Here is a 15663-nt window from a genome sequence, read left to right on the forward strand (position 1 = left end):
TCAAGAGGTCTTGCGGCGAAGATGTAACGGGGCTCAAGCCACGAGCCGAAGCTTTGGATGCACTTTAGAGTGCGTGGTAGCGGAGCGTTCTGTGATATAGAACGCTGCCTCTTTAGCCCAGCAATGGTCTACGGAGGCAATGTTCTGACTGTGAAGCCGGGCCGTGAGGCAACCGGTGGAGTGATCAGAAGTGAGAATGTTGACATGAGTAGCGACAAACAGGGTGAGAGACCCTGTCGCCGAAAGTCCAAGGGTTCCTGCTTAAAGCTAATCTGAGCAGGGTAAGCCGGCCCCTAAGGCGAGGCCGAAAGGCGTAGTCGATGGGAACCAGGTTAATATTCCTGGGCCAGGAGATGGTGACGGATCCCGAGGGTAGTTCGATCTTAACGGATTGATCGGGCTGCTTAGGGGTCCCTGGAAATAGCCCTCCACAAGACCGTACCCTAAACCGACACAGGTGGACTGGTAGAGAATACCAAGGCGCTTGAGAGAACCACATTTAAGGAACTCGGCAAAATACCTCCGTAAGTTCGCGAGAAGGAGGCCCGGTTTTTGCGCAAGCAGAGGCCGGGGGCACAAACCAGGGGGTGGCGACTGTTTACTAAAAACACAGGGCTCTGCGAAGTCGTAAGACGACGTATAGGGTCTGACGCCTGCCCGGTGCCGGAAGGTTAAAAGGAGAGGTGCAAGCCTTGAATTGAAGCCCCGGTAAACGGCGGCCGTAACTATAACGGTCCTAAGGTAGCGAAATTCCTTGTCGGGTAAGTTCCGACCTGCACGAATGGCGTAACGACTTCCCCGCTGTCTCAAATGTGGACTCAGCGAAATTGAATTGTCTGTGAAGATGCAGACTTCCCGCGGTTAGACGGAAAGACCCCATGCACCTTTACTACAACTTCGCACTGGCATCAGGATTGCGATGTGCAGGATAGGCGGTAGGCTTTGAAGCGGGGACGCTAGTCCTCGTGGAGCCATCCTTGAGATACCGCCCTTCGCACTCTTGATGTCTAACCGCGGCCCGTTATCCGGGTCCGGGACCCTGCGTGGTGGGTAGTTTGACTGGGGCGGTCGCCTCCCAAACAGTAACGGAGGCGCGCGAAGGTTGGCTCAGACCGGTCGGAAATCGGTCGTTGAGTGCAATGGCAGAAGCCAGCCTGACTGCAAGACTGACAAGTCGAGCAGAGACGAAAGTCGGCCATAGTGATCCGGTGGTCCCGAGTGGAAGGGCCATCGCTCAACGGATAAAAGGTACGCTGGGGATAACAGGCTGATGATGCCCAAGAGTCCATATCGACGGCATCGTTTGGCACCTCGATGTCGGCTCATCTCATCCTGGGGCTGGAGCAGGTCCCAAGGGTACGGCTGTTCGCCGTTTAAAGAGGTACGTGAGCTGGGTTTAGAACGTCGTGAGACAGTTCGGTCCCTATCTGCCGTGGGTGTTGGAGACTTGAGAGGAGCTGCCCCTAGTACGAGAGGACCGGGGTGGACGTTCCACTGGTGGACCAGTTGTCGTGCCAACGGCAGTGCTGGGTAGCTATGAACGGACAGGATAAACGCTGAAGGCATCTAAGCGTGAAGCCCCCCTCAAAACAAGGTCTCCCTTGAGAGCCGTGGAAGACCACCACGTCGATAGGCCGGAGATGTAAGTGCAGCAATGCATTCAGTTGACCGGTACTAATGGCTCGATAGGCTTGATTTGATCCGGAAGAAGCAGGATTACCCTCCTTCCTCCAAAGCATCCTTGGACAATATCAGACCCCTCGAAAGGGTCCGACGCTGAGCGTTTCTTTCCTGGTCTGGTGGCCCTAGCGCGAGCAAAACACCCGATCCCATCCCGAACTCGGCCGTTAAGTGCCGCTGCGCCGATGGTACTGCGTCTTAAGACGTGGGAGAGTAGGTCACCGCCAGACCTGGTAAGAAACGCAATATCTCTCTGATACGATGAAACAAACCCGATCAGGACAACCTTGGCGCGGGGTAGAGCAGCCCGGTAGCTCGTCAGGCTCATAACCTGAAGGTCACAGGTTCAAATCCTGTCCCCGCAACCAAAATAGATCGCTAGATCAAAGACATGCGCCCCGCCTCACCGCGGGGGCTTTCGCATGTCCGCAAAGCAACTCAACGCCACATCAACGTTGAACAAGGCCGCCGCGAAACGCGGGGGCTGCTCTGCCCCTCAGAACTTGACCTGACCTGCCCCCCGGAACGTCCCTCGGTTTAATGTAGAGTTTGCTTCATCACGAAGGAGCAGACGACATGAGAAAAAGCCGCTTCACYGAGGCGCAGATCATTGGGATGATCAAGGAGCAGGGTCGACGTACTGCGTCGACGGAATGGCGACGGCGGATGTCTGTCGTCGGCATGGTCTCAGCCNGGCGACGTTCTACAAGCTCAAGGCCAAGTATGGCGGCATGGACGTGTCCGATGCCCAAAGGCTGAAGGCGCTCGAGGACGAGAACGGCAAGCTGAAGCGTCTGCTGGCAGATGCCATGCTCGACAACATCGTGCTGAAGGATCTTCTGGGATCGAAGCCATGGGACGCCACTGGTCCAAGGRCCATGGCTGAGGCCTGACGACACCGAAAGCGCGGCGGGACGCRGTGCTCAARGCGATGCGGGATCACGTCATCTCGCAACGCCGGGCTTGCGTCCTGGTCGGTGTCGATCCGAAGACGGTGCGTCGCGAGCGGCCGCCCGACAATCCGGAGATCCGCAAAGGCCCCGTTACGGCATCTCGTTCTTGATCACATCCAGAACAGGACGGTTGCGGCCAACGCGATTGCGGAGAGGTAGGTCTCCGGGCACCTGTCGTAACGTGTGGCGACACGTCTCTAGTCGTTCAGACGACCGAACATGATCTTGATGTGATTGCGCCTTTTGTAGCGGCGTTTATCGTATTTCGCAGTCTTCTTGCGCGACATCCTGCCGGGGATGCAGGCTTTTATTCCTCTGTCCTGCAATGCTTGCCGAAGCCAGTCAGCGTCGTAGCCTCGGTCTGCCAGAAACCAGTCGGCCTGTGTCAGGCTGTCCAGAAGCGCCGCCGCGCCGGTGTAATCGCTGACCTGCCCTTCCGACATAAACAACCGGATCGGTCGGCCTTTCGCATCGGCGACGGCGTGCAGCTTTGTGTTCATGCCGCCTTTCTTTCGACCAATCTGGCGACTGCGCCTCCCTTTTTGGCGCGCAGGCTGCAAGCCGTACGATGCGCCTTCAGATAAGTCGCGTCGATCATGATCGTCTTCGGATCGATGCTTTCGGTAGCCAGGCCGACCATGATCCGTGCGAAGACGCCGTTATCGCTCCAACGCTTCCAGCGACTGTAGAGGGTCTTGGCCGGTCCATATTCTCTCGGAGCATCGCACCATCGCAAGCCATTGCGATTGATAAAGATAATGCCGCTCAGAACCCGCAGATCATCCACACGCGGGCGACCATGGCTCTTGGGAAAGAACGGGAGAAGACGCACCATCTGCGCCTCCGTCAGCCAGAACAGGTTGCTCATTGATCAGGTCTCCTTGCGGCGGCCTGAATCACGCAAAAGGCGTAAAATCAATGGGTCTGGAGCCTAAGAAAGCGGTCCAGGCTTTCGACGCGCCGGTCTGGCTGATTGCCCGCGATGACCGCCGCGACGATCGCCCCGATCGAGGCGCCCGAGATGCGTGTGACGTTCAGCGCTGCGTCCTGAATCGCCTTCCATGCGCCGGCATGAAAGGCCCCCAATGCGTTTCCGCCGGACAGGCACAACCAGGTCTGCATTCCGTCATTCCCCATTTACTGTCCGTTCAAAGGCGTGCCGATGGTTGGCGTGGCGCCCATAGGCACGCTCCAAAGCGGCTGTTCGGTGATGTCGCGGGCATGGGCTGTACGCACGATCAGGGGCGGCTCATGGTCGGAGATCTGGCTGGCCGGTAAGGTGAGATCGAACGTTGGTCTTGCCTGCCTGGCGCGCAGGGGTTTGGCGGTGGCGGCATGGTTGGCGATATCATCAACGCTTGGCACTCTGTCAGCAGTCACGGCGGCAGTCTGATGCTGGCAGAGGTGCCGGCTGACGCAGCTGCTTGCCGTGCCGGCTGTCATACGCCTGTTTGCGATATGAACGTTCCACCCGAAAAGGTCGCTTGCCGGCAGGATCGTCGGCGTGGCGTCAATGACAGGTGGAGCGAGCCTGAGCCTCGACTGGGTCAGGACGGCGTGGGAAGATATGACTGCAAAGACGCGTGGGTGGTTCATCGGATCCTCCTTTTCGGTGGAGGTCCGGCAACCGGCAGCCGCAGCAAATGTTCCTGGCCATGACGTCGTCATCGTTTCGGGCAAAGCACTGGTTCGAAGGCGTCGTGCCACCAGCGACGGCCAATCCATTCCCGACCGTATTTGGAAACTCGGACGCAGTACGTTGCTTTCTAGTGTACCTGTAACCCCGGAAGCGGCGCTTGGCCTATTGGTGGGGAGACCTCACAGGACGTGCAAGCTTGGGAACCGCATGACGCGCTGACATGTTCGATGAAACGACACAGGAGAGCGGAACATGACCGGTTCGACCCCACCAATTGACCTTCCCGACGACCTTCGCCGTGGCTTGGAGACTGCGGCAGCCGAAGCGGGGGATTCGCCCACGGACATCATCGTCAAAGCATTGGAAGCTTTTGGCATCGAACGCCTGACTGATGATCAGCAGCTGAAACGCATGACCGGATCGCAATAAACGTAGTCCACAAGGTGTCAGAGGCTGCGTTTCCAGTCAGGCTCCTATCTGCAAACAGATGCGTGAAATATCGGTTCTACCGGTAAACCTTGCCGAACCAATTCAGACTGGTTGATAGGTCAGCGCCACTTCTAGCGATGATTCACCTGGGACACCAAGCAAACACATTTTGCTGAAACTGGATAACCAGCGCTGCTGCGGGTTTGTGCCTATATTCCTCGACATTACCATTGTGACACTCCTTGCAACATGCGTGCCAATGGAGCGTACACGTCGCGTGCGCCGCTGCTGGGGTCTGCGCCCAGCAGGCCGTTCGGACACATGCGGTCGTCGTCCCATCCGGGGTGGTCGGCAACGGGGTAGAGGCATACCCCCTCGACCCGGACGCCGCGACGGCGGGCGTCATGGGTCTGGGTCATGACATGATCGAACCACGCGGCGCGGCGCGCGCCTTCGGTCCCGGTCTCGGCCAGCATCATGGGGCGGTCATAGCGCGCCGCGATCTCGACAAGCAGATCTGACAGGGGGCGGTGCAGCGCATGATCGACGTCGATGGGGGGGCCGCCATGGATCCATTGGTTGTTCCAGTAATAGTTGACGCCGACCACGTCCAGCGCGGCCTCGGATCCCCCGATCTGCGGCCAGATGCGGCCCGCGATCAGATCGAAGGCCTGGAACTGGGCGTCGTGCCAGCCATGCGCCTCGAACAGCGGGCGACCGGTCCAATCGGCATGCTGGACCGCGATCAGCGGCTCGGCGGTGACGAAGCGCGCCCGCGGGTCGATGGCCACCAGCTCCGCGCGGGCGGCCAGATAGCAGCGGGCCAACTGGACCTTCAGCTCGAACCCGCGGCCCCCGGCGAACGGATTCAGATAGCCCGCATCCCCGCCGGCCCAGGACAGGAAGCTGATCTCGTTCACCGGGCACCAGAAGGGGACGGCATCCGTCACCTGGCGATGGTGCCGACCGGCGGCGCGGGCCAACCGGGCAAAGCGGTCGACGAAGGCCGGGGACCAGACGTCCAGATCGTCCGGCCAGCCGTAATGCATCATGTCCCAGATCACCTGCGTGCCGGTGTCGCGCGCCGCCTGAAGCATCGGGGTCCAGGATCCCAGGTCCAGCGCGCCGCCCGCGTCGATCGACGGCCAGCGCAGGGCGTCGCGGCAGGTGCGGATGCCCAGGCCCTGCAGCTGCAGGTAATCCTGGGCGGCATGGGTGTCGTGACCGATGGCCGCGATGACATCCAGCCGCCGCCCGTCGCGCCGCCGATGGGTCGAGGATTCCCATCCCCCCTGGATCACGCTGGTGAACAGCGTAGGCACCGGCGCCGGGGCCTGTTCGGCCAGAACGGTGTCGATCAGCGCCTGCCATTGCGGCACCACGACCGTGGCGGAATAGGTTGCGCGCACATGGGCCTGCAGCGCCGACCCCAGGCCGTGCCGCAGGGCCGGATCGTCGATCAGCCGACGCATGGCGGCGGCAACCGCCCCGGGATCCTCGTGCGGCACGAACAGGCCGCTGACGCCGTCGCGGATCTGCTGCAGGGCGCCGTTGTCGGGGGTGGCGATGACGGGCAGGCCCGCGGCCCCGGCCTCGGCGATGACATGGGGCATGCCCTCGCCCCGGCTGAGCCAGCAGAAGACATCCATCGCCGCCAGCAGGTCGGGCACGTCCGCCCGGTCGCCGGTAAAGATCACGCGGTCGCCAAGGGGTGCCGCCAGCGCCTGCAGCTGCAGCGCGTATTCCGGCATGAAGGCGTCCGGCCCGCCGATGACGACGAACCGCGCCTGCGGATGGCTGGCGGCGACGCGCATCGCGGCGGCCAGGAAATCCTCGACCCGTTTCTTGCGGTCCAAGCGGCCGACCCATCCGATCAGCACCTGGTCGTCGGCGATGCCAAGCGCCGCGCGGATGGGCGCCCGGCGTGCCGGATCGAACTCGGTCAGATCGACCATCGACGGGATCTCGACCGCATGGTCGGGCCGGTCGGGCATGCGTCCCGCCGCCGCCGCGCGGATGCTGTCGCAGACGCCCACATAGCGCGCGGTCAGGTGCTTGGGCCCGGCCAGCGCCTCGCTGACCAGCCCGCCATGTTCGATTAGGGGCGGGCGCAGGGCCAGACGCTCCATCGCGGGATAGATGTCGGCAACGTTCTGACAGCTGACCACCACGTCGGCCCCGCAGATCTTGCGGCGCAGATAGTCGATGGTGTCGTCGAACCCAAGCGCATAGGGCGTCGTGTCGACATGGATGCCAAGCGCGCGCAGCTGGTCGGTTGTCTGGTCGGGCATCCCCTCCTTGCGAAAGCAGGGGATGACGTCGATCCAGTACCGGTCGCGGGGCAGGGTGCGGGCCAGCAGGCGCAGTTCCGTCTCCTCTCCGCCGACGACCAGCCAGGCCAGGACGAACAGGATGCGAATCTTGCCGGCGTCAGGATGCGGGACGGGCAGGTCCTGGGGCGGCTGAACGCCCCAGGGCTGGTTCAGATCGTCGTTCATCGGATCGCTCCTTGGCGGGATCAGGTCGCGAAGACGACCTGGAGGAAATCGAACCGCTCGGCCACCAGGCGTTCCAGGAACCGCGGCGCCTCGTCGAAGGGCACGACATGGGTGATCAGATGCTGACTGATGGCGGGGCCCATGCGCTCCAGCAGGCGGACGGTTTCCGCGGCCAGCCGCCGCTGGCTCCAGTTTGCGGCCAGACGGCGCGGCATGCGGTTGATCTGGGCGCAGATCAGGCGCAGGCCGTTGTGGTGGAATTCCTCACCCAGGCGCAGGTCCGGCAGGCCACCCTGATAGAAGGCCAGGTCGATCACCGTGCCCTGCGGGCGCAGGGCGGCCAGCGCGCGGTGCAGGCTGTCGGAATGGGCCCGGGTCTGGAACACCACCTCGGCGCCGCGGCCGCCGTGACGGTCGTGCCACGCGGACTTGGCATGGGCCACGGCCGCGTCCTCGTCCATCGGGATCATACCCAGCTTGCGGATGATGTCCTGGCGGAAGGGCGACGGATCGACGACCACCACCTCGGATGCGCCAGCGGCTTGCGCGAACAGCGCGCAGAACAGGCCCACCGTGCCGCCACCCCAGATCAGCGCGGGACGCCCGTCCAGGCTGGCGCCCAGATGCGGGACGGCGGCGCCGAAGGCCTCGGCATCGGCATGCAGGATGCCGTTTGCGGCGATCGATCCCATCTGGCCCACGAAGATGCCCAGCATCGGGTCCATCCCGTCGGGCAGCGCCGTCAGCAGGTCGTGGGACGGATCGGCGGTATGTCCGGTCTTGTGACCGAAGGCGGTGCCGACCACCTGACCGTTCCGCCAGCCCGGCGCGCGCGCGTCGATCACGCGGGCGCTTTCCATATAGCCCAGGAAGTTGACCGGAAACCGGGCCGACGGCTCGCCGGGCACGAAGCGGCCCGCGACATCGTCCCACCGGCTGTGCAGATAGGGGTTGGTGCCCTTCAGGAAGGTCAGCTCGGTCCCCGCCGACAGCCCGGTATAAAGCAGGTCCAGCCGAACCTGCCCGTCCCCCGCCGGCCCTTCGTCATAGCCGAAGAAGCCCGGACGGCCCTGGTCCAGGATGGCCAGCGACCGGATGTGGCGATGTTCATGCGGCATCGTCGGCGCCCGCCGCAGCGGCAGGACAAAAGGTGGGCTGCGGGTCGGCCCGCAGCCCCTCCATCCGCACAAGGGTTCCGGTTTCGGCCGACCGGCCCACGGCCAGCGCGACCTGATGGGTCAGCAGCGCCTCGGCATAGTCGCAGCGGATGCGGTTCTCGCGGCCCATGACGGCCTCGACGAAATCGCGGTCCTCGCGCCAGACCGGATCACCGCTGGCCTGCCGGACGGGTCGGCCCTGGCCCACGTCGACCATCAGGTCGTGATCGGTGATCTCGATCGCCATGGCGTCGCTGAAGACATGCAGGCCGACGCGGTGGTTCCACCGCATCAGGCAGGTCGACGACAGGTTGGCCACCGCCCCCGACGCAAAGCGCAGCGTGGCCGCGGTGGCGGTGGGCACGGTCAGGCCGGGAAAGTCGTCGCGGTCGCGCCGTGCGGACAGGCCGAACACCTCGGTCACGTCGCCGGCCAGGAACCGTGCAGCGTCGATGATGTGGGTCGCCTGTTCGACGACTTGGCCCCCCGATCCGTTGGCCCGCCACCACCATTCCGGCGGCGGCGTCTGGTCGATCCAGAATCCCTGCATCAGATGCGCGGGATTGGTCGCCAGATGGGCGCGCGCCTCGTCCATCGTGTCCAGATAGCGCCAGTGATAGCCGACGGCGGTGATCAGCCCGGCCTGCTCGACCTCTGCCGCGATCCGCTCGGCCAGATCGACGTCCAGGGTGATCGGCTTTTCGACGAAGAACGGCAGTCCCCGCGCGATGCAGGCCCGTTCGGGCGCCCCATGCGCAAAGGGCGGCACGCAGATGTAGACGGCGTCCAGATCATGCGCGGCCAGCATCGCGTCGTGATCGTGATGGGCCGTGGCCCCCATGCGGTCTGCGGCCTCCTGCGCGCGGGCGGGGTCGGTGTCGCAGATGGCCACGACCTGGACGTCGGGCATGGTCTGCAGCACGCCGAAATGGCGATGCGCGATGCCGCCCGCCCCGATGAAGCCCAGTCTGATACGGTCCATAGACGGTTTTTCCTTCCTTGCGCGGGCGGCGCGATAGGCGGCCAGGGTGTCGCCGGCCATGCGGGCGGCAGTGAAATGCGCGGTGAAACGGTCCTGCTGCGCCTGCGCCACGCGTGCGCGCGCCTGCGGATCGCGCAGCGCCGCGGCCAGGTGGTCGGCAAGGGCGCGGCTGTTGCCCGGCGAGTGCAGCCAGGGGTGGCCGGGGCCAAGCGCCTCGACGGTGCCGCCGATCCGGCTGGCCGCGACGGGCAGGCCGGCGGCCATCGCCTCCAGCGCGACCAGTGGCAGCCCCTCGAACCGCGAGGGCAGGGCCAGGATGCCGGCCTGCGCCATCAGCGCGGGCACGTCGTCGCGTCGCCCGGCCAAGGTCACATGGTCCTGCAGGCCCAACCGGCGGATCGCGCGGTCCAGCAGCAGCCGGCCCGGACCGTCGCCGACGATCACGACCCGTGCGTCGCCGCCGCCCCGCCGCAGCCGGGCCAGCGCCCCCAACAGGACGCGCTGCGCCTTTTGCGGGGTCAGGCGACCGACGCAGAGGATCATCCGGTCGTCGCGGTCCGCCTGTGGCGCGGGGCGGTGGCGGATGCCGTTGGGCACCGCGCGGACGGATGTTCCCGGGCCAAGCGCCCGGCGCCACCCGTCCGCGGCCTGGCGCGACACGGCGATCACGCCGTGCACCCCGGCCAGCGCGGTGCGGTATTCGGCGATCTGATCAGGGTCCGTCAGCAGCCAGGGCAGATGTTCGGTGCGCAGCACGGTCGCGCCGGCGGCATGGGCGGCGCGGGTCAGGGCGTGCCCCTCCCACCCGATGCCGGCGTGGACATGAACCGTTCCGCGGCCTTGCCCCGCCCAGTCCGCAACCGCCCGGGCCATCGCCCCGGTGTCCGTCACCGCGGCCATGCCGCCCGCCGCTGTGACCTGCGCAGCCAGGGCGCGGCCCGCCGGATGGTCGGGCCACAGCGTTTCCGGGCGCAGCCCCCGCTCCGCCAGCGCGGCGGCCAGGGCGACCATATGCGCGCCCACGCCCGACGGTTCGGCGCTGTCGGTGACCAGCAGCAACCGGTCAGGCATGCGCGGGGACCGCCATCATGCGCCGGTGCAGCGCCAGGGCCTGGGCCACCACCTGGTCCATGTTGTAATAGCGGTAGCTGCCAAGACGACCGGCAAAGATCACGTTCGGTTCCGCATCGGCCAGCGCCTGATAACGGCGGAACAGCGCCTGGTTCTCTGGGCAGGGGATGGGATAATAGGGATCGCCCCGGTCCGACGGATATTCGCGGGTGATCGCCGTCATCGGGTGGTCCTGCCCGGTCAGGTGCTTGTATTCGGTGATCCGCGTGAAGGGCACGTCCGGGTCGGGATAGTTCACGACACCCACCGGCTGGAACTGGCGCTGGGGCAGGGTCTCGTGCGCGAAGGTCAGGCTGCGATAGGGCAGCGCGCCGAAGCGGTGGCCGAAATAGGCGTCGATCGGCCCGGTATAGACGGTCAGCGCGCCGCGATCGGCCGGGTCGATGTCATGGAAATCGGTGCCCGTGCGCACGTCGATCCCCGGATGGTCCAGCATGCGCGCGAACATCGCGGTATAGCCATCGCGCGGCATCGCCTGGAACCGGTCGGTGAAATAGCGATCGTCGGTATCGGTGCGCGTTGGCACCCGCGCCGTGACCGAGGGGTCCAGCTGGGACGGATCCAGCCCCCATTGCTTGCGGGTGTAACCCTCGAAGAGCAGCCGGTACAGATCGTCCCCCACGGCCGAGACGACGACATCGCGCGCGGTGCGGATGGGGTCCACGGGCCGGGCGCGCGCCGCCAGGAAGGCGGCGGTGTCCGCGTCGCCGGTCAGCCCGGCATCATAGAGCATGTTCAGCGTCGTGCGGTTGATCGGCATCGGCACCCGGCGATCGCCAAGATCGGCCAACACGCGGTGCGCATAGGGCCGCCATTCGGTGAAGCGCGACAGGAAATCGACGACCTCGGTGGCGTTGGTGTGAAAGATGTGCGGGCCATAGCGGTGGATCAGCAGGCCGTCGGCATTCTGTTCGTCAAAGGCATTGCCGCCGATATGGTCGCGCCGGTCGACGACCAGCACCCGCTTGCCCGACTGTTCGGCCAGCTGGCGCGCCATGACCGCGCCGGCAAACCCCGCGCCGCAGATGGTTACGTCGGGACGGGGCTGCGCGCGGCAGGGGCGGGGGATGGCAGGCCGCCGGCGTCGGTCGACCGCCCGGTCCAGCAGCGCCGCCATGCGGGCCTGCGTCAGGTTCCAGCTTTGGCGGGCCAGCACCGCGTCGGCCTCGGTGCAGATGTCGGCCGGGGCATCCGCCAGCGCATCGGCGCAGGCCGCGACAAAGGCCGCCGGGCCGTCGGCGATGCGGACCGCGTGCAGATGGCCGTACTGGCGCACCACGTCGCGCACCGGGGTGGACACGACCGGGCATCCGGCGGCCAGATATTCCGGCGTCTTGGTCGGAGAGATGTAGCGCGTCGCCTCGTTCATCGCGAAGGGCATCAGCGCCACGTCCCACCCCGCCAGATAGGCGGGCAGCTGGTCATAGCTCTTCTGGCCCAGCCAATGCAGGTTGGGCGCGCGGGGAAGGCTGGCGGGGTCGATCTTGACCACCGGACCGATCATCACCACCGACCAGTCGGGCCGCGCCGCGGCCAATCCCGCGATCAGGTCCAGATCGACGCGTTCGTCGATCACTCCGTACCAGCCAAGCCGCGGGCCGGGTAGGCCGGCCTGATCGTCGGGTTCGGCAAGTCCCGTCCGTGCGGTCGCGAAATGCCCCGTCTCGACCGAGGAGGGAAAGGCGTGGATATTGGCGTGATCGTTGCGCCGCGCTTCCCACAGGGACCAGCCGCCGGTGGTCACCAGATCCGCCGATGCCATCAGCGCGGCCTCCAGCCCGGCCAGCGCGGGCGGCGCAAAGCGGAACGAGGCCAGCTCGTCCATGCAGTCATAGACCACGGCCGCGGCATCGACATGCTGCACGACGGGCCACATCATCGGCGTGTACAGCCACAGGACCGGGCGCACGATCCCGTTCAGGGCCAGCATCTGGTCGAACAGACCCACCAGGCCCGCGGCCTGATCCTGGGGCGACCAGCGGTCGGGAATGCGGGGGCGCACGGCCTGGACGGTCGTGCCGTGAAAGGCGTGGAACTCCAGATAAGGCAGGTGATGCGTGGTGGGGATCGCCTCCTCCCAGAATAGCACGCGGTAATCGCGGGCAAAGCGGTCCATCAGGTGCTGAGGCCGCTGGGTCACGAAATCCCATCGCAGATGCGACAGGCAGATCAGGGCGGGCTTGTCGGTCGTCGCGGGGTGCGACAGGTCGCGGGGCGTCATGACGGCTCCTTCCCGCGACCGCTGCGGATCGCGTCGATGTCTTGGCCAAGGCAGGCGATGCTGGCGCGCCAGCCCCATCGGGCGATCGCGTCGGGGCGGGGATCGGCGGGCGGCGATGCCAGCAGCCCGTCCAGCGCGGCGGCAAAGGGCGCGCCAGGGGATGCGATGGTTCCGGCCGATGCAGGCACATGGTCCAGCCCGCAGACCAGGTCCGCATTGGCCAGCACCGGCAGGCCGGCCAGCTGATATTCGGTCAGGATCGCGGGGGCGCCGTCATGCTGACCGCAGACCACGCCGATGCGGGCGCGGTTGATCAGCCGGTTGACGGCGTCATGATCCACACCCGGGGGCCCCACGATCTCGACGTCCAGGCCGCGGCGGTCGGCGTCGGCGCGCAGGTCGTCGTCGCCGTATCCGACCACAAGCAGGGCCGTGGTGCCGGGGCGGCGTTCCATCGCATCGAACAGGATGTCGTGGCGCTTGTAGGGCTGCGCGCAGGCGACATAGACCACGTCGCGATCCTTGGCCGCACCGGTCGGATGAAAGGTCACGTCGGACGCAAAGTTCGGGCCGATGGGCAGCACGCGCGTGCGGGCGCCGGGGATGCGCGCCGTTATTTCGGCCGATTGCCACGCGGCACCGGTCAGGAAAAGGTCGAACCGCGCCGCCAGGTCGTCAGGGATCCGCAGTGCCGGCGCGTCGATGGAATTGTAGATGGTGATCGCACCGCGTGCCGCATCCATGATGTCGTGCCCGACCCCCAGGCCCCAGACGCACAGGATGTCCGGCGCGCCGGTCTGCTGCAGATGGCGCACCGCCTCGGCCGATCCGTACGGGGCGTCATGCGCGTCGGCGCGAAAGACGCGCCGCGTCAGGCCGGGGCGGTCCGGATCGGCCCGGCCCGCGGCAAGGCCCTGGCTGGCATCGGATTCGCCGCAGCGCCCGGCAAAGCTCCAGATCTCGGCGGTATCGACGATGCCCGCCGCGATCGCTGCCAAGGGCAGGCGCTCCAGATAGCCACCGGTGACGGTGACCTGTCCCGTCGGGGGCGGCGGCAGGATGGTGTCGATCTGCGCCGGATGCGTCACCGGGACTGGCGGACCATCGCTGCAATGATCCGAGATGACGACAAGACGACGAGAATGCATGGGGCCGCCGCTGAAAGAGAACGCCGTAGGACATCGCGATGTTCACGACATGTTTCAGCTAAGATCAGGGTTAACGACCACGCAACTTGATTAATGTCAGCGTTGCTGGGGCAGGTTTTGCATTCTGTGCCATCCGCCGTTCGGACGAACCCGTTGCCTTTCATCGGCTTGCCGGGTTGCGGCGTTCGGTGCCGACCGCCCGGCCGGACAGGTGCTGATTAGCAAACGTTATAGGTCATCTGCTGGAACATCGGGCGCAGGCAGGAGCTTCATTACGTCTTCTGAGGAGGAGACGCTGCATCATGGGAGACGAGACATGAAGTATTCGATGACCTGGATGGCCGGCTGCGCGATCTGCGCATTTGCCGGCATGGCGCAGGCGGATTGCGCCGCCGATCTGGCACACTTTACCGATACCGCCGCGATGACCGGCGACAGCGCGGGTGCTGCGTCAGGCGGGACCGAGGGCATTGCCAAGGACGGATCGCTGGCGCCGCTGGAGCAACCGGCGGGCGATGACACCCAGGCGGATGCCCCCGATGCGTCGGCCGATGCGTCGTCCGGCATGCCTGCAGCCGATGGGGCCGACGGCGCCTCGGGCGAGGGCATCGCCAAGGACGGCTCGCTTGCGCCGCTGGAGGGAACAGAGGCAGAGCCTGGAACGGCCGTCGCCATGTCCGGCAGCGACGTGCAGGCGCAGCAGGAAGGCGAACCGACCGCCGCGGAAGAGGCCGAGGGAGACGAGGCCATGCCCGATCGCGACAGCCTGATCGCCGATGCGGAACGCGCTCTTGCCGAAGGGGACGAGGCTGCCTGTCAGGAAGCGGTCGACCAGCTGGAGGCGATGTGACGACACGCTGAGCCCGTCATCAGGGCGCAGCGGTGACTGCGGGACAGCGGCCGGTGGCGATGGGCGACGGCCGATTTTCAGATTGCGACCTGTAAGGTTCCACGAAATCGGGCCGACGTAGTCGATCTGTCATGGACCGACTGAAACGCGAAATTACCCTTGCCGGTAGAACCCAAGACCCAGTGACTGGAAGAATGGGCAAGCATCGTTAGGCCCATGCTTTCAGCAATCTCTGTCCGGCGGGCATGAGCCAAAGGCCATGCCCGCCGTTTCCGCGAACAGCGTTCAGCGATAGATATACATGATCTGACGATCCTGCGGGTTCACCAGCACCGTCTGGCCGTTGATCTGCGCATAGCGATAATCCGGCTGATCCGGGATCTCGTAGATCGTCACGTTTTCCGGAACGCCCGCGCCGATCACGACCTCGCCGTCCAGATAGACGGGATCCACCGTGTTCGACGTGACATAGGTGGTCACTTCGGTCGTGGGCTCCTCGGCTGCGGCAGCACCGGTCGCGCCGCCGATGGCAAGACCGGCCACCGCCCCGACCGGGCCGCCGATCAGCGCACCCATCGCCGCGCCGCCTAGACCGCCCACGGCGGCGTCCTGCCCGGTGGTCGGGTCCTCGACAGGGGCCTCGATGATGGTCACACCGACCGTCTCGCGGTTGGGATAAAGCGAAACGACCTCGTCGCCCGCCTTGACGTTCAGATAGTCGCCATAGGCCCAGCCCTCCAGACCGTCGCCGCTGACCTGGCACCAGTTCGCGCTGTCGATGCAGCCCAGGACCGACACCTCGTCCCCCGCGCCGATGGCGCCGATCACGCCGTGCTGGACGCCCGGGCCGGACCGGACGTTCAAATCCGTGGCAACGGTGGCCATCGTCTGCGCCGAGGCGGCCCCCGCAACCGTCAGGGCCGCAACCAAGGTCGGAACAAGATACGCTTTCATGGTAATCTCCTGTCTCTCGGG

Annotated in this window: 10 protein-coding genes, 1 tRNA gene, 2 rRNA genes and 2 pseudogenes (1 of these 15 running past the window's edge); 6 read left to right on the forward strand and 9 right to left on the reverse strand. The window is 65.6% G+C overall.

Features of this window, described 5'->3' with window-relative positions; genetic code table 11:
- The 4 genes and pseudogenes from GBO37_RS16065 to GBO37_RS16080 form a co-directional block, all read left to right on the forward strand.
- A 23S ribosomal RNA gene (locus GBO37_RS16065) occupies window positions 1–1699 on the forward strand; it begins 1134 nt to the left of the window's first position.
- A gap of 96 nt (window positions 1700–1795) precedes the next feature.
- Window positions 1796–1910, forward strand: a 5S ribosomal RNA gene (rrf, locus tag GBO37_RS16070).
- A 61-nt stretch (window positions 1911–1971) separates the two neighbouring features.
- Window positions 1972–2048: transfer RNA gene (locus tag GBO37_RS16075), tRNA-Met, on the forward strand.
- A gap of 208 nt (window positions 2049–2256) precedes the next feature.
- Window positions 2257–2716 (forward strand): annotated as a pseudogene (locus tag GBO37_RS16080) (transposase); the annotation flags it as partial.
- Window positions 2717–2743: 27 nt separating this feature from the next.
- Here the strand turns inward: GBO37_RS16080 and GBO37_RS16085 are convergent.
- The 3 genes and pseudogenes from GBO37_RS16085 to GBO37_RS16095 all read right to left on the reverse strand — a co-directional run bounded on the left by GBO37_RS16085 (window position 2744) and on the right by GBO37_RS16095 (window position 4229).
- Window positions 2744–3501: pseudogene (locus GBO37_RS16085) on the reverse strand (IS5 family transposase).
- A 47-nt stretch (window positions 3502–3548) separates the two neighbouring features.
- Window positions 3549–3755 (reverse strand): patatin-like phospholipase family protein, encoded by a 207-nt coding sequence (locus GBO37_RS16090; RefSeq protein WP_252929994.1) that lies wholly within the window; start codon window positions 3753–3755, stop codon window positions 3549–3551.
- A gap of 15 nt (window positions 3756–3770) precedes the next feature.
- Window positions 3771–4229 carry a hypothetical protein gene (locus GBO37_RS16095; protein ID WP_252929995.1) on the reverse strand — a complete coding sequence of 153 codons (459 nt, stop codon included), beginning with the start codon at window positions 4227–4229 and terminating at the stop codon, window positions 3771–3773.
- 295 nt (window positions 4230–4524) lie between these two features.
- Here GBO37_RS16095 and GBO37_RS16100 point away from each other — a divergent pair, with 295 nt between their 5' ends.
- Window positions 4525–4701, forward strand: coding sequence for a hypothetical protein (locus GBO37_RS16100; RefSeq protein WP_157001453.1), 177 nt, complete (start codon window positions 4525–4527; stop codon window positions 4699–4701).
- 224 nt (window positions 4702–4925) lie between these two features.
- Here GBO37_RS16100 and GBO37_RS16105 read toward each other — a convergent pair whose 3' ends face one another.
- From GBO37_RS16105 to GBO37_RS16125, 5 genes are read right to left on the reverse strand one after another with little or no spacing between them, the layout of a single operon-like run.
- A complete protein-coding gene (locus GBO37_RS16105; protein WP_252929996.1) occupies window positions 4926–7199 on the reverse strand; it encodes a glycosyltransferase family 4 protein in 2274 nt (757 codons plus the stop codon).
- 20 nt (window positions 7200–7219) lie between these two features.
- Complete coding sequence (locus tag GBO37_RS16110) at window positions 7220–8317, reverse strand: zinc-binding alcohol dehydrogenase (RefSeq protein ID WP_252929997.1); 1098 nt, start codon at window positions 8315–8317, stop codon at window positions 7220–7222.
- Entirely contained in the window at window positions 8307–10409 is a 2103-nt protein-coding gene (locus GBO37_RS16115; RefSeq protein WP_252929998.1) for a glycosyltransferase, read from the reverse strand. The genes GBO37_RS16110 and GBO37_RS16115 overlap by 11 nt, the downstream gene beginning before the upstream one ends.
- Window positions 10402–12690, reverse strand: a complete 2289-nt coding sequence (glf, locus tag GBO37_RS16120) for a UDP-galactopyranose mutase (RefSeq protein ID WP_252929999.1) — start codon at window positions 12688–12690, stop codon at window positions 10402–10404. The genes GBO37_RS16115 and glf overlap by 8 nt, the downstream gene beginning before the upstream one ends.
- The gene (locus GBO37_RS16125; protein WP_252930000.1) at window positions 12687–13838 is read right to left on the reverse strand and encodes a glycosyltransferase; all 1152 of its coding nucleotides are present in this window, start codon (window positions 13836–13838) and stop codon (window positions 12687–12689) included. The genes glf and GBO37_RS16125 overlap by 4 nt, the downstream gene beginning before the upstream one ends.
- A 316-nt stretch (window positions 13839–14154) precedes the next feature.
- Here GBO37_RS16125 and GBO37_RS16130 point away from each other — a divergent pair, with 316 nt between their 5' ends.
- Window positions 14155–14688: a hypothetical protein gene (locus GBO37_RS16130; protein WP_252930001.1), complete on the forward strand. Its 534-nt coding sequence runs from the start codon at window positions 14155–14157 to the stop codon at window positions 14686–14688.
- Window positions 14689–14973: 285 nt separating this feature from the next.
- Here the strand turns inward: GBO37_RS16130 and GBO37_RS16135 are convergent, their stop codons facing one another.
- The gene (locus GBO37_RS16135; RefSeq protein ID WP_252930002.1) at window positions 14974–15642 is read right to left on the reverse strand and encodes a DUF1236 domain-containing protein; all 669 of its coding nucleotides are present in this window, start codon (window positions 15640–15642) and stop codon (window positions 14974–14976) included.
- Between the last annotated feature and the right edge of the window lie 21 nt (window positions 15643–15663).

Source organism: Paracoccus sp. 08, from assembly GCF_024105395.1.
Taxonomy (GTDB): Bacteria; Pseudomonadota; Alphaproteobacteria; order Rhodobacterales; family Rhodobacteraceae; genus Paracoccus; species Paracoccus marcusii.

Coding starts and splice junctions, on each gene's coding strand:
- GBO37_RS16090 (WP_252929994.1), bottom strand. CDS start 3,755: ATGCAGACCTGGTTGTGCCTGTCCGGCGGAAACGCATTGGGGGCCTTT.
- GBO37_RS16130 (WP_252930001.1), top strand. CDS start 14,155: ATGAAGTATTCGATGACCTGGATGGCCGGCTGCGCGATCTGCGCATTT.
- GBO37_RS16125 (WP_252930000.1), bottom strand. CDS start 13,838: ATGCATTCTCGTCGTCTTGTCGTCATCTCGGATCATTGCAGCGATGGT.
- GBO37_RS16115 (WP_252929998.1), bottom strand. CDS start 10,409: ATGCCTGACCGGTTGCTGCTGGTCACCGACAGCGCCGAACCGTCGGGC.
- GBO37_RS16095 (WP_252929995.1), bottom strand. CDS start 4,229: ATGAACCACCCACGCGTCTTTGCAGTCATATCTTCCCACGCCGTCCTG.
- GBO37_RS16100 (WP_157001453.1), top strand. CDS start 4,525: ATGACCGGTTCGACCCCACCAATTGACCTTCCCGACGACCTTCGCCGT.
- GBO37_RS16110 (WP_252929997.1), bottom strand. CDS start 8,317: ATGCCGCATGAACATCGCCACATCCGGTCGCTGGCCATCCTGGACCAG.
- GBO37_RS16105 (WP_252929996.1), bottom strand. CDS start 7,199: ATGAACGACGATCTGAACCAGCCCTGGGGCGTTCAGCCGCCCCAGGAC.
- glf (WP_252929999.1), bottom strand. CDS start 12,690: ATGACGCCCCGCGACCTGTCGCACCCCGCGACGACCGACAAGCCCGCC.
- GBO37_RS16135 (WP_252930002.1), bottom strand. CDS start 15,642: ATGAAAGCGTATCTTGTTCCGACCTTGGTTGCGGCCCTGACGGTTGCG.